The sequence below is a fragment of the Hephaestia sp. MAHUQ-44 genome (assembly GCF_023806085.1).
Classification (GTDB): Bacteria; Pseudomonadota; Alphaproteobacteria; order Sphingomonadales; family Sphingomonadaceae; genus Sphingomonas.
Window position 1 is genome coordinate 236,341 of record NZ_JAMSLX010000004.1, and the last position, 23,774, is coordinate 260,114.

Annotated in this window: 14 protein-coding genes; 3 read left to right on the forward strand and 11 right to left on the reverse strand. The window is 66.0% G+C overall.

Annotated features, from left to right (window positions below; all coding sequences use genetic code 11):
- Positions 1-34: 34 nt before the first annotated feature.
- The 6 genes from NFE57_RS06450 to NFE57_RS06475 form a co-directional block, all read right to left on the reverse strand.
- Positions 35-1,057, reverse strand: coding sequence for a LacI family DNA-binding transcriptional regulator (locus NFE57_RS06450; protein WP_252134752.1), 1,023 nt, complete (start codon positions 1,055-1,057; stop codon positions 35-37).
- A gap of 93 nt (positions 1,058-1,150) precedes the next feature.
- Entirely contained in the window at positions 1,151-2,977 is a 1,827-nt protein-coding gene (locus NFE57_RS06455) for a glycoside hydrolase family 9 protein (protein WP_252134753.1), read from the reverse strand.
- Positions 2,964-4,613 carry a glycoside hydrolase family 43 protein gene (locus NFE57_RS06460; protein WP_252134754.1) on the reverse strand — a complete coding sequence of 550 codons (1,650 nt, stop codon included), beginning with the start codon at positions 4,611-4,613 and terminating at the stop codon, positions 2,964-2,966. The genes NFE57_RS06455 and NFE57_RS06460 overlap by 14 nt, the downstream gene beginning before the upstream one ends.
- Before the next feature lie 93 nt (positions 4,614-4,706).
- Positions 4,707-5,732: a cupin-like domain-containing protein gene (locus NFE57_RS06465; RefSeq protein WP_252134755.1), complete on the reverse strand. Its 1,026-nt coding sequence runs from the start codon at positions 5,730-5,732 to the stop codon at positions 4,707-4,709.
- The gene (locus NFE57_RS06470) at positions 5,729-7,264 is read right to left on the reverse strand and encodes a tryptophan halogenase family protein (RefSeq protein WP_252134756.1); all 1,536 of its coding nucleotides are present in this window, start codon (positions 7,262-7,264) and stop codon (positions 5,729-5,731) included. The genes NFE57_RS06465 and NFE57_RS06470 overlap by 4 nt, the downstream gene beginning before the upstream one ends.
- Positions 7,261-8,805 carry a tryptophan halogenase family protein gene (locus tag NFE57_RS06475; RefSeq protein ID WP_252134757.1) on the reverse strand — a complete coding sequence of 515 codons (1,545 nt, stop codon included), beginning with the start codon at positions 8,803-8,805 and terminating at the stop codon, positions 7,261-7,263. The genes NFE57_RS06470 and NFE57_RS06475 overlap by 4 nt, the downstream gene beginning before the upstream one ends.
- 331 nt (positions 8,806-9,136) lie before the next feature.
- Between NFE57_RS06475 and NFE57_RS06480 the strand changes: the two genes are divergently transcribed.
- Positions 9,137-12,538, forward strand: coding sequence for a TonB-dependent receptor (locus tag NFE57_RS06480; protein WP_252134758.1), 3,402 nt, complete (start codon positions 9,137-9,139; stop codon positions 12,536-12,538).
- 95 nt (positions 12,539-12,633) lie between these two features.
- On the opposite strand, the gene NFE57_RS06485 is transcribed toward NFE57_RS06480, so the two are convergent.
- From NFE57_RS06485 to NFE57_RS06505, 5 genes are all read right to left on the reverse strand, one after another.
- The gene (locus NFE57_RS06485) at positions 12,634-13,809 is read right to left on the reverse strand and encodes an endo-1,4-beta-xylanase (protein WP_252134759.1); all 1,176 of its coding nucleotides are present in this window, start codon (positions 13,807-13,809) and stop codon (positions 12,634-12,636) included.
- Positions 13,810-13,833: 24 nt separating this feature from the next.
- Positions 13,834-14,631, reverse strand: coding sequence for a D-xylose 1-dehydrogenase (gene xylB / locus NFE57_RS06490; RefSeq protein WP_252134760.1), 798 nt, complete (start codon positions 14,629-14,631; stop codon positions 13,834-13,836).
- A gap of 53 nt (positions 14,632-14,684) precedes the next feature.
- Positions 14,685-15,824 carry a fumarylacetoacetate hydrolase family protein gene (locus NFE57_RS06495; protein WP_252134761.1) on the reverse strand — a complete coding sequence of 380 codons (1,140 nt, stop codon included), beginning with the start codon at positions 15,822-15,824 and terminating at the stop codon, positions 14,685-14,687.
- A 100-nt stretch (positions 15,825-15,924) separates the two neighbouring features.
- The gene (locus NFE57_RS06500) at positions 15,925-18,003 is read right to left on the reverse strand and encodes a GDSL-type esterase/lipase family protein (protein WP_252134762.1); all 2,079 of its coding nucleotides are present in this window, start codon (positions 18,001-18,003) and stop codon (positions 15,925-15,927) included.
- Positions 18,000-20,369: a glycoside hydrolase family 3 N-terminal domain-containing protein gene (locus tag NFE57_RS06505; protein ID WP_252134763.1), complete on the reverse strand. Its 2,370-nt coding sequence runs from the start codon at positions 20,367-20,369 to the stop codon at positions 18,000-18,002. The genes NFE57_RS06500 and NFE57_RS06505 overlap by 4 nt, the downstream gene beginning before the upstream one ends.
- A 136-nt stretch (positions 20,370-20,505) precedes the next feature.
- On the opposite strand from NFE57_RS06505, the gene NFE57_RS06510 reads away from it, so the two are divergent.
- Together NFE57_RS06510 and NFE57_RS06515 are read left to right on the forward strand one after the other, a co-directional pair.
- On the forward strand, positions 20,506-22,659 hold the full coding sequence (locus NFE57_RS06510; protein WP_252134764.1) for an alpha-glucuronidase family glycosyl hydrolase: 2,154 nt from the start codon (positions 20,506-20,508) through the stop codon (positions 22,657-22,659).
- Positions 22,660-22,677: 18 nt separating this feature from the next.
- Positions 22,678-23,760, forward strand: a complete 1,083-nt coding sequence (locus tag NFE57_RS06515) for a LacI family DNA-binding transcriptional regulator (protein ID WP_502802714.1) — start codon at positions 22,678-22,680, stop codon at positions 23,758-23,760.
- Positions 23,761-23,774: the final 14 nt, after the last annotated feature.

Consider the following 23,774-nt stretch of genomic DNA (forward strand, 5'->3'; position numbering starts at 1 on the left):
AGCTTTTTCTGATGGCGTTTCAACGGCCGTCAAATCAGCGGATGTCGTCGTGCCGTCCCGTGGTCTTCGGTGGCCCGGCCGAATCGCGGATGATGAATTCGAAATCGAGCACTCGCTCGCGCACGCGCGGGGTGCCGCGCGCCGTGCTGAGGTGCGCGAGCAGCAGGTCGAGCGCGGCTTCGGCCATCGCGGCGATCGGCTGGCGGATCGTCGTCAACTCGGGCCAGATCGAGGTCGCAAGTGCGGTATCATCGAACCCGGTGATACTGATATCGCCCGGCACCTCGAGCCCGCTGCGGTGTGCGACCGAAACCGTGGCGGCCGCCATATCGTCATTGGCGGCGAAGATCGCGGTCGGGCGGCTTGGCCGCGCGATCAGGCGCTGGGCGGCGATCAGCCCCGATTTGTAGCTGAAATAGCCTTGCTCGACGGGCGCCGCATCAGGGTCGAGCCCGGCTTCGGCGAGCGCATCGTTGAAGCCGCGATGCCGTTCGGCGCTCGCCATATGCCCTGGATGCCCCCGGATGTGCCCGATCGCACGATGACCGAGTTCGATCAGATGGCGCGTGATCGTCCTGGCCGCCTCATAATCGTCGATCCGCACATTGAGCGCGTCGGCCGGCGCAAGCCCGCGCGCGACCGACACCACCGGAATGTCGGCGGCGGCAAGTTCGGCATGGACGGGATCATATTCGGACACTGGCGGCGGCAGGATGACGCCTTCGACATGCGTGTTGGCGAAGCGGCGCGTGGCTTCGGCTTGCGCTTCGGCGGTCTCGCCCTCGCACACTTCGATCACGAGGTGGCAGCCCGCGCGCCGCGCGCCATCGAGCGCACCGACGAGGAATTGCGTCAGGTAAGCGTCCGACGGGTTGGCGTAGAACAGCCCGATATGCGTCGCCGACCCCGCGGCGAGCGAGCGCGCGGCGGTGTTGGGCGAATAATTGAGTTGCTCGATCGCCTCGAGCACGCGACGGCGGGTGCTGTCGCGCACGTTGGGCGCACCGTTGACGACGCGCGAGACCGTCATCGACGAGACCCCCGCGACGGCCGCCACGTCGAGGATCGTTGCCGTCCCCCGGCTTCTACGGCTCGATCTCGCCACGGTCCCTCCTGCTTGTATCCAGCGCCACGATACGGTGCACCACAATCATGGGTGCGCGTCCAGCCACGCGGCCACCCAGACCAGCGGCGCGTTCCAGTTGATCGCGACTTCGTTCAATGAAAAAGCGTGCCAATCATCGGCCCAGCATGTTTGCGGGGCGCAATCCCCGAGCGCGGCGCCGATCTCATCGGCCCGCCGCGACTGCGAATTGGGGCCGCCCGATAGCACGCCCGGCGGCGGTGGGGGCAGCGCCGCATCGGCGGCGTGTGCCCAGAAACGGTGGTGTGGCTGCGTCATCGGCCGCGCGCCGAACCCCGAGACGAACGAGCGGTCGAGCGGGTTGCGGCCGAGCAGATAATCCATCGCGTCGATTACCCCGTCACGATAGCCCGGCTTGGCGGTGATGTCGGCGGCGAGCGCGAGCAGCATCGCGCGGTTGAGCAGGTTCGAATTCGAACCCCATGGATAGGCCGGCGGGTCATAGGGGATGCGATAGCCGATCCGCGCGTCGTCGCTGAGCGCTGCATCGGCTGCGGCCACGATGCTCTGCCTGAGCCGCGTGATATCTTGCTGGGGCAAGGCGTTGGGCACGGTTGCGAGGGTGATCGTGCCCAGCGTTGCGGTGGTCGCCCAGCCGAATTCACCCGCACGGGGCGCCCGAAAGAACGGGCTCGCCTCGATCACGGTGCGATACGGCGTCTCGCCGGTGGTCACGAACAATTCGGCCGCCGCCCAATAGAATTCGTCGGCGAGCGTCGCATCGCCATAAACACCGCTGCCGGTGAAATCAGCAATCGGATAGATGTCGGGATTCGCCTCGGCGGCGGCGAAGGCGCGTTTGGCGGCGTCGAGGCAGCGCGCTGCGAAGCCCGCATCGATCGACCGCCAGATCCGCGCGCATTGCGCGGCGGTGGCGGCGAGATTGAGCGTCGCCGCGGTGCTCGGCGGGAACAGGATGCGCGTTTCGTGGTCGTCCTGCGGGGGCGTGGGCAGCGCGGTCCACCGTGCGTCGGCGACCTTGTGGAACGCCATGCCCGAGACGTCGGTCGGCACCAGCGCCAGCCCCGGCGCCGCGCGCGGCACACCGGGGGCGACCGCCACGGTCGTCCCCGCGGGCGCCTGCATCGCGAGCAGGAATTCGATCTCCCAGCGTGCCTCGTCGAGCAGGTCGCTCACCCCGTTGCCCGCCTCGGGCAACGCGGCCGCACCATCGGGGAAAGGCGGCGCCATCCAGCGCTGGCCCTGTTCGTACAGATCGAGCAGCGTCCACAGCGCGATCCCGCCATTGACGACATATTTGCCGTGATCGCCGGCATCGTACCAGCCGCCGGTAACGTCATAGCTGCCCGCGCAACCGGGCCATTGGTTACCCTGCCCATCGGTGCCCGCGACGCAGGTGACGATCTCGTGCGGGTGCCCGGCGGGCCGTGCCCAGCGCTCACCCCCCGCATAGCGCGCCTCGATGCGTGTCCCCGCGCGCGACTGGTAGAAATAGTTGAACGCGGCGCGCCTGAGGGGGGCGTAGAGATCGGGCCGGATCGCAAACACACGGCTCGCCCGCGCCCCGACATGGAGCCGGAAACCCTCGCCGCGCCCGCGGAAGCTGCCGAAATCGATCAAATGGAGATGCTCGCCGGAAGCCGCATCATCCCCGGTCACGCGCGTCATGCCCGACGCGACGGTTTTGCCTGTGGCATCGGTCAGCGTCCAGCCGAGCGGCGCGGACGCCGCATCGGGTAGCAGCGCGCGCTTGGCGCCATCGGGCAGCAGCCCAATCTGGTTGAGCCGGATCGGCGCGGCGGGCGGTTGCGGGCTCGCCGTTGCACTACCTGCCAGTGCAACGGCCAGGAAAGCTGTCCTAATCGGCGCCATAAGCGTAAATCCCCAGCATCGTCCCGACGAATCCGCCCGCGATCTGCGTGCTCAATATCGTCCCGTCCACATCGCGCGCGAGTATGCGCCACGCGCCCGGCCGGGTCGCATAAGCGAAGTCGTAGCGCCCGCCGCGTGCCGTGATCCGAAGCTCGATCGGCGCTCCCGCGGTGCCCTCAAGCGGCGCCGCGGCCACCATCACCCCCATCGCCGGGTCTTCCTCGTCGGCGCGGCGGTCGAGCCGGATCATCGCCTTGCCGGCCACCTGCTCGATCCCGAGGAATAACCAGTAATCGTCGTTCTGGAACGCGGCGAGCCCGGCGCGGTCGCCGTCTTGCTCAGGCGAAAAACGCACTTGCGTGGTGATGCTCGCGTTCAGATGCTGCTGGCGGCGTGCGAGGAACGAGGGATTGCCGCGATCGCCCAGCCCCACCGGCCGCGCCTCGAGCGTCGCGCCGTCGCCAAGCCGATACCAGGTTTTGGCCGGGTTGCGCAGCATCATCCAGTCGAGCGGCAAAGTTGGTGCGGCAAAATTCTGGCGTAGCGTCATCGCCCCTGTGGTGGGGACGGACGCTTCGCTTGCGGGTAGATCGGGGCGCGCGTGGACATAGGGCACGGCTGCCCCCGGCGCGGTGATCCGCGGCCAGCCATCGGTCCACGTCACCGGCAGCAGAAAGGTCTCGCGTCCGGTGTTGAAGTTGCGCCCGTCATAAGGCCGCACGCCAAGGAAGGTCGCCCACCAGCCCTTGCCGGTATCGACGAATCCCGCATGGCCGGTCGAGGTGATCGGAAAGCCGCGATCGGCGGGCAGGTCGCGCTGGGTCAGGATCGGGTTGCCCGCGAACGGCACGTAGGGCCCGGTCACCGCATCGGCGCGGAACACCACCTGAGAATGGTTCTCGGCGGTGCCGCCTTCGGCTGCGATCAGATAATAATGCCCGTCCTTCCTGAACAGGTGCGGCCCCTCGATCCAGATCGGGTTGGCCGCCGGATCGGTGCCGCCGTCGACGATCACACGTCGCGCGCCGATCAGTTTCTTAGTGACGGGATCGAAGCGCTGGAGCCAGATCGCGCGATGCCCGTCATAGCGCGGCGGCTTGGCGGGAACGTCGTTATTGACCAGCCACGCGCTGCCATCGTCATCGAAGAACAGCGAGGGATCGATCCCGCCCGCCGCGTCTTTGAGCCATACAGGATCGGACCACGGCCCCGCCGGATCGCGTGCGGTGATGACGAAATTGCCGCCGCAATCGACGCAGGTGTTGACGATCCAGAACAGCCCGTCGTGATAGGTGATCGCCGGTGCAAAGAGCCCGCGCGATACGCCGAGTTTACCGAAATCGACCATGGAGGGCCGGTCGATCGCGTTGCCGATCTGGGTCCAGTGGATGAGATCGGTGCTTTTGAACACCGGCAGGCCGGGGAAATAGGAAAAGGTCGAATTGACGAGATAATAAGCGTCGCCCGCGCGCGTGATGCTCGGATCGGGATAGAAGCCGGCGAGGATCGGGTTACGATAGTCGCTCGGGCCTTGCGTCACGCCGGGCGGCAGCGCGTCGTCGCCCCGATAATCGACCCAGGCGAACGTCGCGGTGCGCGGCGCCGGCGCGGCGCCCCATAATATGAGCGCTCCCATCGCTATTGCCAGCACACGCCCGATCGGCGTTCTGCGTCGCATCTCTGCCCCCTATGCCCCTGTGCTATCGCTAACACGCGGCTGCGGATGAGGCTAGAGCTTGCCCGCGATCGCTTTGACCGTCGCGCGCATCCGCCCGAGCATGGTCGCGTCGGGGTCGGGGCCCAGCACGCCCTTGGCATGATCGGGCAGGTGCGCCACCGGATCGCCGTCGGTCGCGAAAACGTAGCGATCGAACACCTGTCGCCACACCGCGCGCTGATCGGCGGGTAAGTGACGCAGCGCGTAGAGGCCGTAGAGCAGCGCGTCATACGCATCGCCCAGATCGTCGCGCGCCTCGTTCCACCAGTAATTGACGAAGATGTTGAAGCGATCGAGCGAATCGACCCCGTGCCACCAGTGAAAGGGTATGTAGAGCGCATCGCCCGGTGCGAGTGTCGCGGCCTCGGCACTGGCCATCGCGGCGGCAAAGCGGGGGTAACGCTCGAGATCGGGCGCGGCGAGATCGACCATGCTGACCGGCGTGCCCGCCGGCGTCAGTTCGAGTGGGCCGGGATAGAGGTTGGCCATTTGCTCGGGCGGGAAAAGCGTGAAGCGCCGTCGCCCGGCAACGACCACACCGATATTCTCCCGCAGATCGAAATGCGGCGCGACGCGGATCGCGTTGCCGATCCAGATACGCGGCGGGGTGGGGGCGGGCGGCAGATCGATCTGGTTGGCTTCGGCGAAACCCGGCAGTAATTCGGGCAGTATCTCGGATTGAACCGCGATCGCGTGCGGCGCCGGATTGGCGCGATCGCGTAGCAATCGCGCGAGCACATCGGCGAGCGGAGCCTGGCCACGCGTGAAATTGAGCGCGCGAAGATCGTCGCGATAGAAGAAGCGGCCGGCAATCTCGGGGTCGCCGACGATCACCGAAACGCTGCGTGTCGGGCCGAAGCCCATCAGATGCGCGACCGCTGTCTCATCGGAAGCACGCGCCGCCGCTACCACCGGCCAGCCCGCGCCGCGCCCACGCAGCACCGCGGGTTGCGCCAGCGGCCGGATCTCACCGAGAAAGCGGGCGCGATCGACGTTGTCATATTCAGCAATCGGGCGCGGTTCGGGAAGATCGCTCACGATGCCCGCATCAGCGGCGTATCGGCGAGCGCGCGTTGCTGACGCAGAAACTCCTGCTGTGTCGGCATCGCCGCAGTGGTGTGCGCCACCACCTCGCGCAGATGTGCCAGCCGCGCCAGCGTCTCGGCATCGGGCAGCAGGTCGGCGGCGGGGTGATAGCTCGCCGCCTCGATTCCCTGTCCCGCCATCACCGACAGCCAACTCGTCTCGGTGAACAATTCGTCATGCTCGCGGAAGATTCGCCCCGAAGCGCGGTACATCTCGAGCTTGGCCTTGAGCCCGTCGGGCGGCTCGATCGTGCGGCAATAATCCCAGAAGGGCGTGTCGTTCCGCTCGGTCGCATTATAGTGCAGCACGAGGAAGTCGCGGATATCGACATATTCCTGCTCGGTCATCGCATTGTAGCGCGCGATGGTGCGCGGGTCGAAATCGCGCGTGGGAAACAGTGTCATCAGCCGCGCGATCCCGGTCTGGACGAGGTGGATGCTGGTCGATTCGAGCGGTTCGAGGAATCCGCTCGCGAGCCCCAGCGCGACGACATTGCCCACCCACGCCGCCTTGCGATGCCCCGCGGTAAAGCGCAGCGGGCGCGGATCGCCCAGCGCCGGGCCGTCGAGCCCCGCCAGCAGCGTTGCCGCGGCCTCGTCGTCGGAAAGGTGCGCGCTCGAATAGACATAGCCATTGCCGGTGCGGTGCTGGAGCGGGATGCGCCATTGCCACCCCGCGGCTTTCGCGGTCGATCGGGTGAGCGGCTGCCAGTCGCCGGTGCGCTCGCTCGCGACGGCGAGGGCGCGGTCGCACGGCAGCCATTTGCTCCAGTCCTCGAACCCGGCGTGCATCGTCTGTTCGATCAGCAGCCCACGGAATCCCGAGCAATCGAGGAACAGATCGCCCTCGATCGTCCGTCCGTCGGCCAGCGTGACATGCTCGACCAGCCCGCTTTCGCTATGCTGCGTGACATCGACGATCCGGCCCTCGATGCGCGTCGCGCCGTCCGCCTCCGCCAGCCCGCGCAGCATTTTGGCATATAGCGCGGCATCGAACTGAAAGGCGTAAGCGAGCTTCGACAACGGCGACCGGGGTTGATCGGGGCGCGGACGCGTGAACTTTTCGGCGCGCGCTGCCACCACCGAGATCGCATAATCGTCGAGCGAATGCGGATCGCCGAGCGCGCGGCCCTTGAGCCAGTGATGGTGGAATTCGATCCCCATCATGTCGAGCCCGTAAAAGCCGAACGGATGCGAATAACGATGGCCGATGCGGACCCAGTCGATGAACTCGATGCCCAGTTTGTACGTGGCGTTGGTGGCGCGCACGAACGCGTTTTCGTCGATCCCGAGCAAGGCGTTGAACAGCACGATCTGCGGGATCGTCGCCTCGCCGACCCCGACCGTGCCGATGTCCGCCGATTCGACCAGCGTGATCGACAGATCGGGCATCTTGCCCAGGATCCGGGCGGTGGCCGCCGCCGCCATCCAGCCCGCGGTGCCGCCGCCGACGATGACGATGCGCCGGATGCGGTCGTCGATCATGACGCCGCCACCGCCGCGCGCAGCGGCGATCCGGGCGCGGCACAGCAGCGCGCGATGAACTCGGCCTGGGTCGGCAGTCGCTGTGCGGTGGCTTCGTAATCGCGACGCATCTGCTCGATCGCCCGATCGACATGGTCTTCGTCGAGCGCGTCGACGATCGGATCGTAGCCGTCGGGCCAGATCCCCTGGCCGAACATCACCGCCACCCAGCTCGGGGTTGCGAACAGCTCGAAATTGTCGCGGAAGACGCGGCCCTTTTCGCGGAACAGCGCGATTTTTCGCGCCAGGCTGTCGGGTGGTTGCATCGTCCGGCAATAATCCCAGAACGGCGAATCATTGCGCCGCGTCGCGTGGAAATGGAGGATGACGAAATCGCGGATATCCTCCGCCAGATCCTTCATCGCGCGGTTATATTCGTTGCGTTCGACATCGGTGCAGCGTTTGTCGGGGAACAGCGCGATCAACCGCGCGATCCCGGCCTGAACAAGATGGATGCTGGTCGATTCGAGCGGCTCGACGAACCCGCTCGACAGCCCGAGCGTGATGACGTTCTTGTTCCACGACAGCCGCCGCCGCCCGGTGGTGAACGACAGCGTCCGCGGATCGGCCAGCGGGGGGCCTTCGAGGTTCGCCATCAGCGTGTCGCGTGCGTCGTCGTCGGAAAGATAGGCGCTCGAATAGACCAGGCCGTTGCCCATCCGGTGCTGGAGCGGGATGCGCCATTGCCAGCCGTGCGACCGCGCGGTGGCGCGCGTCAGCGGTTCTGGCGGCACGGCATTCTCGGTCGCCACCGCCACCGCGCGATTGCACGGCAGCCAGTGCGACCAATCCTCATAGCCGGTCTTGAGCGCCTGCTCGATCAGCAGCCCGCGAAACCCCGAGCAATCGAGGAACAGGTCGCCCTCGATCCGGCGGCCGTCGGCGAGCGTCAGCGTTTCGACGAAACCGCTCTCACCGTTGAGGGCGACATCGACCACCTTGCCCTCGATCCGCTCGATTCCGCCGCGTTCGGCATAGGTGCGCAGGAAGCGGGCATAGAGCGCGGCGTCGAACTGATAGGCGTAATAGAGCTGGTTGAAGGGCGTGGATGCGTCCGTTCCGGGGCGTGCGAACCGGCCAAGGCGAATCGCCGCGCCGCTCATCGACCATTCGCTGATCGGGGGCATCGGCCGGCGCGATCGCGCGCGAAGATAGAGCTGGTGGAAGGCGACGCCGTGGATTTCCCGACCGTGAAAGCCGAACGGATGCACGTAACGTTCGCCGATCGCGCCCCAATTGACGAATTCGATCCCCGCCTTGAACGTGCCCTGCGTCGCCGCGATGAACTCGTTTTCGTTGATTCCGAGCATCTTGTTGAAGGTGAGGATCGGCGGAATCGTCGCTTCGCCGACGCCGATCGTGCCGATTTCCGCCGATTCGATCAGCGTGATCTTGGTATGGCCGTTGTTGAGGAAGCGCGAGAAGGCGGCGGCGGCCATCCAGCCGGCGGTGCCGCCGCCGACGATCACGAGTCGCTCGATCGGCGCGGGCATGCCGGTCATATGGCGCGCCATCGGCACACCGCATTGATGGTGCCTGTTACGGTGATCCCGCCCATGCTGTTCGTGCCTCCCCCATCGTGGTGTTACTCTAGAGAGGCCGATGCCGCGCCGTCAAACGGTCAAGTTAGCGGTACATTTTGCAAGCAATGCATTGCAAAATAATATTAAAATAGGATTTTTATGGCGGGTTTCGTGGCGATTTTGTCACAATCGGGGCGCGATCGGCGGATCAAATATTGCGCTACCTTGCGTGGCCGCAGTTCTTACGTTACGCAAATGACATACAAAAGGCGCGACGTAAGCTGTTAGCGCTATCAGGTGGGAGGGGACGATGGGGGACTTCCTGAATCTGCGCCGTGCGACTCGCGGCACGCGCGGAAGCGCTACCGGGGCTGCCTTGCGCTGCGGCGCATCGCTGCTTGTCTTGGGGGGCGCGGTTGCGGCGCTTCCGGCCTGGGCGCAGACGACACCCGTCGCGCAGGACGGCAATAGTGTCGATCAGCAGCCTGCACCCGGCGCCAGCGAGATCGTCGTTACCGGGATTCGTGAGAGTCTTGCCAATGCGCAGGCGATCAAGCGCAATGCCGACACCGTCGTCGATGCCATCACCGCGCAGGATATCGGCGCGCTGCCCGATCGCTCGGTCACGGAGGCGCTCCAACGTGTCCCCGGCGTGGCGATCAACCGGTTTGCCGGCACCAACGATCCCGACCATTTCTCGGTCGAGGGCTCGGGGGTCGTCGTGCGCGGCCTCAATTTCGTCCGTTCCGAATTCAACGGCCGCGATGCGTTCGCCGCCGGGGTGGGGGGGCAGGCGCTCAATTTCTCGGACGTGCCGTCCGAATTGCTCGGCTCGGTCGAGGTGTACAAGAACGTCACCGCGGCGATGATCGAGGGCGGGCTTGCCGGCACGGTCAATCTCAACACGCGCAAGCCGTTCGACAATCGCGGGTTCCACGTCGGCTTCAGTGGTGAAGCCAATTACGGCGATTTCGAAAAGAAATGGTCGCCCACCGGATCGCTGCTCGTCAGCGATACCTGGGATACCGGGATCGGCACCTTCGGCCTGCTCGGCCACGTCTCCTATTCGCGCCTGCGCAGCCGCGCGGACGGCATCCAGGTCACCAATTACCAGACCCGCGACAATACCGCCGTGCCCTATCAGAACGGCAATGGCGTGCTGGTCTGCCGCAATCCTTTGCCCGGCAATTCGGATACGCTCGGATTGCCGCCGCAGCAACTCGACGCTCAGGGCAATGTGGTCAATGCGCCGTGCGGCGCGACTCAGCCGGCGGGGGCGGACGGCTTCGCCGATTTCATGCCGGTGGCCTATGCGCCGATCGGCGGCCAGTTCCGCAGCCAGGATTTCGATCGCAAGCGCGACGGCGTGGCGCTTGCGGGACAATGGGAATCGCTCGACAAATCGGTGGTAGCCACCGCGCAATTCATCCGCTCGCATACGACCAATAGCTGGGGCGAGCACACGTTCGAGAGCGCGCCCGATCTGTCGGAATACAATACCTATCCCGCGGGCTGCCTCCAGAACGGCAATGGGCCGCTCTACAACAACAACGGCACGACGCGGGCGGAATGCCCGGTCGGGTCGCTCCAGAACTATCAATATGACGAAAGCGGCCTGTTCGAGAGCGGCTATATCACGCTGCCCGGCACCGGATGGCGCACCTCGAACAGCGGCAGCGCCGATAGCTTCGTGCCGACCGGCGGTATTCAGCAATCCTTGTCGCGCCGGCAGGTGAAGGAAGCGAATACCGTCAACGATTTCGGGATGAACCTCAAGATCCTGCCCGCCGATCGCTGGGAGATCCAGCTCGATGGCGATTATACACGGTCCGAACACACGATCCTCGATGTCAGCACCTTCGGATCGACCTTCGCCGATCAGGAACTCGACCTGACGGGCGATCTGCCGATCGTCATCCCGCACAAGCCGATGACGCTCGCCGCCGATTGGGCGACGCCGAATGCCGAATTGGCGTCCAATACCGACGCCGAATATTTCGCGAACCGGAACGTCCAGTTCTGGCGCGCGGCGATGGATCATGCCGAACACAGCGTCGGGCGCGAATATGCGTTCAAGGCCGATGTCGGTTACGATCTGGGCGACGATTCCTTCCTCAAGAAGCTCAAGGTCGGCGCGCGTTATGCCGATCGCGATCAGACGGTGCGCCATTCGCAATATAATTGGGGCGTGCTCAGCGAATTGTGGGGCGGGACGCCGGTGTCGCTGGCCCAGAGCGGCAGCGCGCAGGCCGATTTTTACGATTTCCAGAATTTCTTCCGTGGTCAGACCCCCGGCCCGATCGGCGGCTATTATTACAATGGCGATCTCATCAAGGATTATGCGGGCGCCAGCAGCTTCCTCAAGGGAATCGCCTCGACCTGGCACAATACCAACGGGGCGGGCGCCGCGAATGACTGGGAACCGCTCGCCGAGCGGGTCGACGCCATCCCCGGCAGCATGTTCCGCCCCAACGAAATCCAGCGCGTCAAGCAGCAGGACGTCAATGCCTATCTGATGGTCAATTTCGGTGGGCCGGAGACGACGCTGGGCAATATCAGCCTGTCGGGCAACGCCGGGGTCCGCTTCGTTCACACCGATCTCTATTCGTTCGGCGCGTCGCGTATCCCCAACCAGGGCGATCTCGGCATTACCGATGTTTATGACGTGCGGTGTCGTGAAAGCGTGCCGGCGGGCGCGCCGCCGGGGACGACGGCGCGGCGGCCGGGCGGGGTGTGCAACCTCGGCCCCGGTGGTTATGCGCTGCTCCAGCAATTCTCGGGGACGGATGCGGCGATCACGCCCAACCAGTCGCGCCACGGCTACACCTATTGGCTACCGAGCCTGAACCTCAAATTCGGGTTGACCAACAATCTGCAAGTGCGTTTCGCGGCCTCGAAGGTGCTGACGCGCCCCGAATCGTCCTATGTGCGCAGCTATCTCGATCTCGGCGTCGACGGGAATGGCAATCTGGTCGCCAATGTCGGCAACCCGTTCCTCAATCCCGCCACCGCGTGGCAGTTCGATCTGACCGCCGAATGGTATTTCTCGCGCGTGGGCTCGCTGACGGCGGACGTGTTCTACAAGGACGTCAAAAACTTCTTCTATCAGGCGACCGGGGCGCTGCCGATCACCAACAACGGCATTACCTTCCCCGCGCAGACCCGCGGACCGGCCAATTACGACGGCCACGGCAAGATCAAGGGGTTCGAGGTCGCCTATCAGCAGACCTTCGATTTCCTTCCCGGCCTGCTCTCGGGCTTCGGTGTCAACGCCAATTATTCCTATGTGCAGAGTTCGGGGCTTCCGAACACGTTCCTGAACACCGGGCAGGCGGTTAACATCGGCAGCATCAAGCCCGGCAATCTGCCGCTCGAAGGGCTGTCGAAGCACAATATCAACGGCACGATATTCTACGAAAAGGGACCGATCTCGCTGCGCGCGGCGTATAATTGGCGGTCAAAATTCCTGCTGACCGCCGCCGACGTGATCTTCCCGTATACGTCAATCTTCCAGGATGCGACGGGGCAGCTCGATGCGTCGGCGTTCATCAACGTCAACAAATGGATCAAACTGGGCGTTCAGGGCGTCAACCTGACCAACGAGGTCACCAAGACGCTGCAGGCGTATAAGGGCGATCCAAGCGCGCTGGCGCCGCGTTCCTATTTCATGAACGATCGCCGCTTCTCGTTCATCATACGCGGTAATTTCTAGACTTGGTCCGGTTCTAATGGAACCGGATCAACTCTATCACTCTGAACGCCGGGGGGCTGAAGGGGCGCTTTCCGAAAGGACAAGCGCCCCTTTTTTCAGCCTTGCGCGGGTGTCACGGCGGCAAAGGCCGCTGCGATCGCCGTGCGCAGCGGGGTGGCGCGGAAGTCGGGGTCGTAGCAGCAGCCCCGGCGCGATTCGCCGTCGCTGCGCGGGTCGAAGCCGTCGAGCCAGCTATAGGCGTCGCACATGCCCCAGACCAGCACGTCGCCGAGCTGCGGATAATCGAGCATGATATCGAGATAGGCGCGCGCGTAATCGGCAACGAGAGGATCGCGCACCGCGAACGGCGCGGCCAGCCCGGTATCGCGCACGTCGAGTTCGGTGATGATCAGGCGATACCCCATCGCCACCACCTCATCGAGAAAGCCGCGCCAGTCGCGCTCCTGCTGGGTTACGGTTGCGGCGATATCGGGACCGCTGGTTGCCAGATGCGATTGGATGCCCAGCGTATCGACCGGCACCCCCCGCGCGCGGAATCCCTCGAGCAGCCGCAGCACGCCCGCGCGGTGCGTCGCGCTGCCCGCACCCCAACTCATGAAATCGTTATAGACCAGCTCGGCGTCGGGCGCCGTGGCGCGCGCGGTGTGGAAGGCGAGATCGACCGACTGCCGGGCGCCGCCCATCGCCCGCGACAGCGCGATCTCGATCAGCCCGCCGGTCTCGGGGTCGACCGCTTCGTTGACGACATCCCAACTCGCGATGCGGGGGCCGCAATGGTGCATCACCGTCGCGATATGCGTCGTCAGCAGCCGTTCGGCCGCCTTGGCCGGCGCGCTGCCGAAGTCGTGGCTCTCGGCCCAGGCGGGCATCCATTGGGGGCGGTGCCACAGCAGGGTGTGGCCGCGCATCGCCATGTCGTGCTGCGCGGCATAATCGAGCATCGCATCGACGCGATCGAACGCGAAGCTGGCCGCATCGGGCCGCAGCGCCTTCCACTTGAGTTCGTTTTCAGGGACGAGCACGCCGCATTCGCGTTCGAGCAATGCGGCATAAGCGGGGTTGGCGAAGCTCCCCGCATCGGCGCCGGGCGGGCTCCAGCCAAAGGCCGAGCCGAAGCGGCGGCCGCTCTTGCGTGCGACGGCATCGATCGACGGCGCCGTGACCGATCCAGCGGCGTGCGCACCATCACCGGACGCTATCAGCCCAAGCCCCGCCAACCCATACCCCGCCAACCAAGTCATTCCCTCGCGGCGCGTGATGTCTCTGGCCATGGCTTGCTCCCTGTCGGGTGGTGTTCAGCTCCAGCCGGCGTCGACCCAATAAGCGTGCGCGGTGCACATATGCGCGTCGTCGGAGGCGAGGAACAGCGCCATCGCGGCGACGTCGGCGGGCTGGATCCGGCCGTTCAGGCATTGGCCGGCGATGATTTCGGCCTCACCCTCGGGGGTGTACCATTGCGCCTGACGCGGCGTCTCGACATTGCCCGGAACGATCGTGTTGACGCGGATTCCATCGCGGCCGAGTTCGCGCGCGAGGCTGCGCGTCAACCCTTCGATCGCGGCCTTGGCGGTCTGGTACAGCGCGATGTCGGGCAGTCCGAGGTGCCACGAGATCGAGCCGAAATTGATGATCGAACCGCCGCCGCGCGCCTTCATCCCCGGCCATATCGCCTGGGCGGCAAAGAACTGGTGTTTCAGATTCACCGCCATGCGGTCGTCCCAATAACGCGGCGTCACCTTGTCGATGTCGTGGCGATCGTCGTTGGCGGCGTTGTTGATCAGCACGTCGATACCGCCCAGATCGTGCTCGATCGCGGCGATCGTGGTCTTGAACATGTCGAGATCGGTGATGTCGCAATGGTCGAAACGCGGCGCGTGGGCGGCGTCGGGCGCAAGCCGCTCGACCAGCGCGCGCGAAGGCGCATCGGCAATGTCGACGAACGCGACCTGCGCGCCCTGCCGCGTGAAGGCCTCGACCAGCCCGGCGCCGATGCCCGAGCCGCCGCCGCTGATGAAGACACGTTTGTCGGCCAGACTCGGATAGTGCGCAGACCGGCCGGTGTCGATGCCGGCAGCGCTCGCTTCTTGAAGCATTCAGGCGGTCCTTGAGGTCGTGTGATGGGATGAAAAGGGAAAAAGGAGCGCGTTCACCCGCTGTGGCCGAGCAGGTCGCGGCGGGCGAGGTTGGCGATCAGGCCGCCGATCCCCATCGTCCAGGGCGCGGCCGTTTTCGACGTGACGACGCGGTTGACGAGGGCACCCAGCCGCGGCGTCGCGATCGATACGCGGTCGCCGACCTTGTGGGTGAAACCCCGGCCGGGCTCGTCACGATCTTGCGTCGGCGCGAACAGGGTGCCGAGGAACAGCACGAAGCCATCGGGATATTGATGCTCGCTCATTGATTGGCGGACGAGGTCTTCGGGATCGCGGCTGATCTCGCGCATCGCGCTGTGCCCGGTCAGGCGATAGCCGTCGTCGCCCGAAATTTCCAGATCGAGTTCGGCGTCGCGTACATCGTCCATCGTGAAGCCGGCGTCGAACAGCCGGATGAACGGGCCCAGCGAGCACGATGCGTTATTGTCTTTGGCCTTGCCCAGCAACAATGCCGATCGTCCCTCGAAATCGCGCAGGTTGACGTCGTTGCCGAGGCATGCGCCAAGCGGCACCCCATCGGGGGCGATCAGCAGGACGATTTCAGGCTCGGGATTGTTCCAGGTCGAATCGGATCGAATGCCGATGTCGGCGCCCCATCCAACCGTGGAGAGCACGGGGGCCTTCGTGAAAATCTCGGCATCGGGGCCGATCGCCACCTCGAGATATTGCGACCACATGCCGTCGTCGATCAGCGCCTGCTTGAGCGTCGCGGCCTCCGCACTGCCGGGGACGACCGATCGGATCGAGCCGCCGACGCGCTGCTCGAGCCGCCCGCGGACCTCGGCCGCCTTGCTCGCATCGCCGCGCGCACGCTCCTCGATCACGCGTTCGAGCGCCGAGACCGCAAAGGTCACGCCCGATGCCTTGACGCACTGGAGGTCGATCGGGCTCAGCAGCCGGGGCGTCGTCGATACCGACAGGCCAAGCGCGTCGAGCGTGCCCAGATCGTCGCCGTCGCAAGCGGGCGCGCCCGCCGCAGCAAACGCCGACACGGTCGGGTAGGTGGCGGTGATGTCGGTGACGCGGCCGTCGCGGATCAGGACGACGCATGGCCCCTCACCACGGTCGATGCGCCCGACGAACCGGCCGGCCTGCCAGTCGGCCGGCAGCGCGGTTTTCACCGCAAATTCCATCTCGTGCATCCCCTCGGAATTGATAGCGCTACCAATATGCAATATAGCGCGTGAGTCAAGCATTCTGTAACCCACGATGCAGCTGTGCCTCCGGCGCCCGTCATTGGCAAATACTTTCCAGTAACGCCGGCGGGGAGGGGGGCGGTGGGAGCGCAACCCTCTTCGCCTGCGCCGCCGCGGCGAAGGTTGCGGGATGGCGTGCCTTGGCCGGGGCGATGTCGCCCGCGTAGAAGGCGTCCTGCCCGGCTTCGGCAAGCGACACGAAGCGCGCGCCCTGCGCGCGGTAGAAAGCCAGCAATCGCGGCAGCAATTTCGCGTCTAGGGCGCCGACATGCATCAGCAGCACCAGCGGGATCTCGCGGCCCGCGACCGTCTGTGATGCCGCGCGCGACCACGCCAGCGCCTCGGCGGCGGCCTGCATGTAACTCGCCTCCAGCGTGGCGATTCCCGCCTGGTCCTGCTTCGCCACGCAGCGCGCATAGGGCGCCGCCCAGGCATAGTCGCCGAAGCTCATCGTCACGCTCGCGACCTTGTATTTGTGCCTGGCGAGGAAGGTGCGTGCGGCTTTCCACTTGGCCGGCGTCTCGCCTTCGGCGAGATAGGGATAGCGCAGCCAATGCCAGTCGGCGCCCGCCATCAGCGGTTCGATCGCGGGCTCGTTACGCAGTACGTCGGCCTGCCATGCGGACAACGCATTCTCGTTGAGGTTCATGTGCGACCAACCGTGGTTGGCGAGCAATTGGCCCGACGCGCGCCATGCCGCGAGCGCGGGGATCGACGCCGGCTCGGCCTCGGCGAAACCGCCATTGGTGAAGCCATAGGTCGGCGGCACCCCCGCATCCTTCAGCGCGGTGCTGATCGCTGCCATGATCGCGATCCGGCTGTCGCCGTCGGGCAGCGGCCCGTGAACGGGCAGATCGTCGAAGGTGATCGCGATCTGCGGGCCGTCAGTACGGGTGCCGGCAGCGATCATCGCCTCGATTGGCACCGCCGCCGCCATCGCCGCATAGCCCGCGGGTGAGGGATGGAGGTGATCGCCCGAATCGTACGCGGGCAACAGCCGCTCGGGATGCGCGGGATCGCGGATCGCCGCATCGAAATCGATCACGCCGTCGAAATTACCCGGCGTGCGTATCCACGCGTTGATCGCCTGACGATCGGCCTCGTTGTCGGCATCGGCATGATAATAATCGTTGCCGACGAACGGCGTCACCGTGCCGCCCCAGACGCGCAACCCCTGCGCATGCGCGCGCGCGATCACCTGGCGATAGCCGGCGATGATATTGGCGACGAGCGCGTCATGCTCGGCGTGTGATACGGGCGCGTCGCGCGTCAGCGTGCCGAGATCGTTGATGCCTTCGAGCAGGATCACGTCGGTGGCGCCGCTGCGCGCGGCGGTATCGCGGTCGAAGCGTGCGAGCAGATTGGGGCCGAGCCCGTCGAGCAGCACGCGGTTGCCGCCGATTCCCGCGTTGACCACGCCGATCTCCGCCCCCGTCGCGCGCAGCCGGGCGGCGAGTTGGTCGGGCCAGCGATTGTCGCCATCGGTGGTCGCGCCGTTGCCGTCGGTGATCGAATCGCCGATCGCCACGATCGCGCGGGCGCCCGGCGCGGCGGCGACCTCGATGTCGGAAAGCTGATACCAATGCGTGATCGCGTGCGCATCGGGCAGATCGGAATCGCCGACGCGATTGCCGGGTACCACGAACGAGGTCGCGCGCGAGCCCGGATGGCCAGTCTGCTGCGCCGGCGGCCTGGGGTAATGGATGCTGATCGTGACATCGGATCCCGCCGCCGCGTCGAAACGAATCGGGTCCGAATAATATGCCGCCCCGGCGGGAATCGTGACCGTGGGGGTGCCGCCGAAGCTGAGCCGCACATTGGTTGCGGGCACGATCTGCGGTTTGCCGCGCGCTACCGGCCGCGCGATCGCGGCGGCATCGATCGTCAACGGCGCGGTGCCGAAGATGTTCGAGAACCGCACGCGCATCTGAGTGCCGCCGAGCGAGAGCCGCACCGTCTGGCGCAGCGTCGCATCGGTGAGCGCAGTATCGGGCAGCGCATTGTGCGGCTCGGGCACCTGCTGCGCCGATCCCCACGAGGCGACCCAATGCGGCGCCTCCTGCGCCGCCGCGGGCGCGGTGACGAGCGCGGCGGCGGCGAGGAGGATCAGTCTCATGAGATGTCCAATGTCACCGTCTTGAGGGTCCGCGAATCGGGCCCGACCATGATGTCGAACGCCCCCGGCTCGACGACGCGCTGCATGTCGATGTTCCACAGCGCGAACGCATTCGGGGTCAGCGTGAAGGTCAGCGTCTGCTTCTCGCCGGGTGCCAGCGTCACGCGGCGGAAGCCCTTGAGCTCCTTGACCGGTTGCGTGACCGAGCTTTCCTTGTCGCGGATGTAGAGTTGGACGACCTCGTCGCCCGCGACCTTGCCCGTGTTGGTGACGTCAACCGACACCGTCACGCTCCCGGCGATGCCGATCGTCCTGGCCGACAGGCGCGGCGCACCGATCTCGAAACTGGTGTAGCTGAGCCCGTAGCCGAACGGGAACAGCGGCTCGGTGGTGTCGAACAGATAGCCGCGCTGCGCGCTCGGCTTGTGATTGTAGAACAGCGGCAATTGCCCGACGCTGCGCGCGATCGTCACCGGCAGCTTGCCGCCGGGGTTGACGGTGCCGAACAGCACATCGGCCATCGCATTGCCACCCTGTTCGCCGCCATACCAGCCCTCGACCAGCGCGTTCGCCTGTTCGGCGACCTCGTTGACCGCGAGCGGCCGGCCGTTGGTGAGCACCACGACGATCGGCTTGCCCAGCGCCTTCAGGGCATCGAACAATTCCTGCTGCTCGCCGACCATGGTGATGTCGTCGCGATCGCCGAGATGGTTGTCGGCCCAGGCCTCGCGGCTGGTCTGTTCGTTGCCGCCGATATTGAGCACGATCGTGTCGGCGCCCTTCGCGGCCTCGACGGCTGCGGCGATCCGCTGGCGGTTCTGCGCGGGATCGGCGAGCGTGACCTCGTCAGCCCACCAATCGTCATTCTCGGTGATCTTGACGCCCTCGGCGTAGACGATCCGCGCGCTGTTCCCGACCTTGGCCTTGATCCCGTCGAGCAGCGATACGGCGTGCGGCGGAATACCGTAATAACCGCCGAGATGCGCCTTGGCCGCGTTGGGGCCGATCACCGCGATCGTGCCTGTCGGCTTGAGCGGCAGCAGCCCGTCATTCTTGAGCAGCACGATCGATTTTTGCGCGGATTCGAGCGCCAGCGCGCGGGCTTCGGCATTGTTGGTGATCGCCTGCGCCGCGGCGACATCGGCATAGGGATTCTCGAACAGCCCCGATCGGAACTTCATGTCGAGCACATAGCGGACGGCCTCGTCGATCCGCGCTTCGGAAACCTTGCCCTCGCGCACCTGCTTGACGAGCGTCTGGTACGACAGCCCGTCGGGCAGATCCATGTCGACCCCGGCGGCGAGCGCGAGCCGTGCGGCCTGTTCCAGATCGCCCGCGACGTGGTGGATGTCCTTCAACTGGTCGATCGCCGAATAGTCGCTGGTGACGGCGCCCTTGAATCCCCACTCGCCGCGCAGCACGTCGGTGAGCAGCCATTTGCTCGCATGGCTGGGGACACCGTCGATCTCGTTATACGACGGCATCACCGCGGCCACGCCGGTGCGGCGGATGACTTCCTCGAACGGCGGAAAGAAATTCTCGCGCAACTCGCGTTCGGAAAGCGGCGCCGGGCCGATATTGGTGCCGCTCTCGGGCTGGCCGTGGCCGGTCAGATGCTTGAGCGTCGCGAAGACATGGCCGGGCTTGAGCACGCGCGCGCGCCCCGGCCCCTGCAACCCCTCGACTGCGGCGACGCCGAGTTCGCCGACCAGATAGGGATCTTCGCCAAAGGTCTCCTCGATCCGGCCCCAGCGCGGATCGCGCGCGATATCGACCACGGGCGACAGCACCTGCGTCACCCCGCGGGCGCGAATCTCGCGCGCGGTGATGACGTTGGTACGCCGCACGAGATCGGCATCCCAGGACGAGGCGAGCCCGATCGGGATCGGGAAGCTCGTCGCACCCAGCGCGGCATAGCCGTGCAGGCCTTCCTCGTGGAACAGGATCGGGATGCCGAGCCGGGTCCTGGTCATCGCCCAGCGTTGCATCGCGTTGACCAGCCGGATCGTCTGCGCCGTGTCGCGCCAGGGCAATTCACGCGGCGAAATCGGGCCGTGTGCGTCGGCGGGCCGCGCGACGCCGCCGATTCCGCCGGGATAGACCTTGCTCATCTTGGCGGCATCGAACTGGTCGTTGGTGTCGAAAATGTTGGTCTTGCCCGTCCACACCACTTCGAGCTGCGCGACCTTCTCCTCGAGCGTCATGCGCCGAATCAGATCGTCGACCCGATCGGCGACCGGCGCGCCGGCATCGCGGTAGAGAGGTTGGTCCGCCGCCTGCGGGGCAGGCGGAACCGGTGATGGCGCGGGGGCGGCCGCTATCAATGCCAGCCCCGAAACGGCGCACAGAATCGCGCGAACCTTCATGCGTCACTCCCCTTTGAACGGACACCACGTCCAGCGATGCTTGAGCGCATCTTCCCTGATAGCGCTACCATGCTATAGGGTGGGTTTGTCAATGGCTGACCGACGCAATGATGCGCGGAAAATCCGGGAGAGAATGATGCGTGGGACGATCAAATGGCTGCTGGCGGTGTTTGCGCTGCTGGCGGTGCCCGGGGTAGGGCACGCCGAGGACGGCTATGATTTGTGGCTGCGCTATCAACCGCTCGCCGGTGCGCCGCGCGCCGCACTGGCGCAGCACGCGACCGCGCTGGTGGTGCCCGAGGCCCCGTCGCCGACACTGCGAATCGCAGCGGCCGAGCTCGATCGCGGGCTGACGGGCCTGCTGGGGGCGGCGATCGCGACGCGGCGCGATCCGATCGCGGGTGCGCTTGTCATCGGCACGCCCGCCAGCGTTCCCGGCGTGACGCTCGATCGTGCCACCGCCACCGCGCTCGGCACCGAAGGCTATCTCATCCGCAGCACGACGCTGGCTGGCAAGCCAGTGACGCTGATCACCGCCAACACCGATGTCGGGCTGCTCCACGGCGCCTTCGCCTGGCTGCGGCTCGCCGAGACCGGGGCCGCGCTCGATAAATTGGATGTGCGCTCGGCGCCGAAGATCGCAATCCGGATGCTCAATCACTGGGACAATCTCGATCGCACCGTCGAGCGCGGTTATGCCGGGCAATCGATCTGGGATTGGTGGCGGCTGCCCGATTGGCACGATCCGCGTTACACTGATTACGCGCGCGCCAACGCCTCGATCGGCATCAACGGCGCCGTGCTCAACAACGTCAACGCCGCGCCCGAGATGCTGACGCCGCACTTTATCGCCAAGGCGGCGGCGCTGGCGGATATTTTCCGGCCTTATGGCATCAAGGTCTGGCTGTCGGTCAATTTCGCCGCCCCCAAGGCGCTGGGCGATCTCGACACGGCCGATCCCACCGATCCGCGCGTCGCGCGCTGGTGGCAGGCCAAGGCTGATGAAATCTACGCCGCGATCCCCGATTTCGGCGGCTTCCTCGTCAAGGCTAATTCGGAAGGCCAGCCGGGCCCCGGCGACTATCAGCGCAGCCAGGCGGAAGGCGCGAACATGCTCGCCGCCGCGCTCCGCCCACATCAGGGCGTCGTGATCTGGCGCGCGTTCGTCTATGCGGCCGAAAATCCGGAGGACCGTGCCAGGCAGGCGTATAGCGAGTTCAAGCCGCTCGACGGCAAATTCGCCGCCAATGTGATCGTGCAGGTCAAGAACGGCCCGATCGACTTCCAGCCGCGCGAGCCCTTCTCGCCGCTATTCGGTGCGATGCCCGGGACGCCGCTCGCGCTCGAATTGCAGATCACCAAGGAATATCTCGGCTTCGCAACCCATCTCGTCTATCTCGCGCCCTTGTTCGAGGAGACGCTCGACGCCGATACCTTCGCTCAGGGCAAGGGCTCGACGGTCGCCAAAGTAGTCGAAGGCAGGCTCGACGGGCACAAACTCAGCGCGATTGCCGGCGTCGCCAATATCGGGTCGGATCGCGACTGGTCGGGATCGGATTTCGATCAGGCCAATTGGTATGCGTTCGGGCGACTGGCGTGGGATCCCGATCTCGGTTCGCGCGCGATCGCCGAGGAATGGATCAAGCAGACCTTCACCGCCGATCCCGGCTTCGTCGCGCCCGTCACCGGCATGATGATGGCCTCGCGCCAGGCCGCGGTCGATTACATGACCCCGCTCGGGCTCGCCCACCAGATGGCGACCGGCCATCATTATGGTCCGGGGCCGTGGGTCCGCGATCTCGATCGCCCCGAATGGAATCCGGTCTATTACAACCGTGCCGATGCGAACGGGATCGGGTTCGATCGCACCGCATCGGGCAGCGACGCGGTGGCGCAATATGCCTCCCCGGTGGCGCAGCGTTTCGCGAGCCTCGCGACGGTGGGCGATGATGATCTGCTGTGGTTCCACCACCTGCCCTGGACCTATGAAATGGCGTCGGGGGACACGCTGTGGGATGCGCTCGTCAAACGCTATGGGCACGGAGTTGCCGCCGTTGCCGACATGCAGCGGACGTGGGCGGGGCTCGCGCGCTATGTCGATGATGCGCGTTATGTGAAGGCCACGCGCTTCCTGGCGATCCAGCATCGCGAGGCGAAATGGTGGCGCGATGCCTCGATCGCCTATTTCCAGTCATTGTCGAAATTGCCGCTGCCTGTAGGGGAGGAACCGCCGGCTCACGATCTCGGTTATTACGAGGCATTGCGCTTTCCCTATGCTCCGGGGCATTAATCGGGCAACAGAGGAACGATATTGGTAAAGAAACCTAGCCGGCGCGGCAGTAGCGCCCCCACGATTGCTGACGTTGCCAAGCGCGCCGGCGTTTCCCCGATGACGGTTTCGCGGGTAATCAACGGCGAACAGACGGTGCGCCCGCTCACCCGCGCGGCGGTCGAGGAAGCGATTCGCCAACTCAACTACGCGCCCAATTCGGCGGCGCGCAGCCTGGCGGGTGGGGGGCAGGTGCGGATCGGGTTGCTCTACAGCAATCCGAGCGCGGCCTATCTGAGCGAATTTCTGGTCGGCGTGCTCGATCAGGCCGCGCGCGGCGACGTTCAGCTTGTGATCGAGAAGTGCGAGCCCGGGCAGGACGAGCAGCGCGCGGCGCGCCACCTGATCGACGGTGGCGTCGATGGGGTGCTGCTGCCGCCGCCGCTCAGCGACGCGGCCGATGTGATCGCGCTGTTCGGTGAGGCCGGCGTGTCGGTGGTGGTGGTGGCGAGCGCCCGCCCGCCCGATCGGGTCTCGTCGGTCGGGATCGACGATTTCGAGGCCGCGCGCGCGATGACCAACCATCTGCTCGCGATGGGGCACGATCGGATCGGCTTCATCATCGGCAACCCCAATCAGCACGCCAGCGCGCGCCGCCTTGAGGGCTATCGCGCCGCGCTCGGGGAGCGCGGCAACAGGATCGACGAGGGGCTGATCGCGCAGGGCCTGTTCACCTATCGCTCGGGGCTCGACGCCGCCGAGCTGCTGCTCGCCAACGCGTCGCCGCCGACCGCGATTTTTGCGAGCAACGACGATATGGCCGCCGCTGCGGTCGCGGTCGCGCATCGTCGCGGGGTCGATGTTCCCGGCGATCTCAGCGTCTGCGGGTTCGACGATACGCCGTTCGCGACCACCATCTGGCCCGCGCTGACGACGATCCACCAGCCGATCGCGGAAATGTCGCGCGCCGCGCTCGACCAGCTCGTTGGTGAGGTGCGCGAACGCCGCGCGGGCAAGGCTGCGCCGTTCCGCCGGGTGCTGCTCGATTTTGCGCTGGTGCGTCGCCACTCCGATGCGCCACCGCGTCGCCGTCGTCCCGAACTTGCCAGCGGGAAGCGTTGAATTGATCGCGGGGT

Excerpts from the sequence above, each read along its gene's own strand:
- NFE57_RS06455 (WP_252134753.1), bottom strand. The coding sequence starts at position 2,977 with ATGGCGCCGATTAGGACAGCTTTCCTGGCCGTTGCACTGGCAGGTAGT.
- NFE57_RS06460 (WP_252134754.1), bottom strand. The coding sequence starts at position 4,613 with ATGGGAGCGCTCATATTATGGGGCGCCGCGCCGGCGCCGCGCACCGCG.
- NFE57_RS06470 (WP_252134756.1), bottom strand. The coding sequence starts at position 7,264 with ATGATCGACGACCGCATCCGGCGCATCGTCATCGTCGGCGGCGGCACC.
- NFE57_RS06475 (WP_252134757.1), bottom strand. The coding sequence starts at position 8,805 with ATGACCGGCATGCCCGCGCCGATCGAGCGACTCGTGATCGTCGGCGGC.
- NFE57_RS06480 (WP_252134758.1), top strand. The coding sequence starts at position 9,137 with ATGGGGGACTTCCTGAATCTGCGCCGTGCGACTCGCGGCACGCGCGGA.
- NFE57_RS06485 (WP_252134759.1), bottom strand. The coding sequence starts at position 13,809 with ATGGCCAGAGACATCACGCGCCGCGAGGGAATGACTTGGTTGGCGGGG.
- xylB (WP_252134760.1), bottom strand. The coding sequence starts at position 14,631 with ATGCTTCAAGAAGCGAGCGCTGCCGGCATCGACACCGGCCGGTCTGCG.
- NFE57_RS06495 (WP_252134761.1), bottom strand. The coding sequence starts at position 15,824 with ATGGAATTTGCGGTGAAAACCGCGCTGCCGGCCGACTGGCAGGCCGGC.
- NFE57_RS06500 (WP_252134762.1), bottom strand. The coding sequence starts at position 18,003 with ATGAGACTGATCCTCCTCGCCGCCGCCGCGCTCGTCACCGCGCCCGCG.
- NFE57_RS06505 (WP_252134763.1), bottom strand. The coding sequence starts at position 20,369 with ATGAAGGTTCGCGCGATTCTGTGCGCCGTTTCGGGGCTGGCATTGATA.
- NFE57_RS06510 (WP_252134764.1), top strand. The coding sequence starts at position 20,506 with ATGCGTGGGACGATCAAATGGCTGCTGGCGGTGTTTGCGCTGCTGGCG.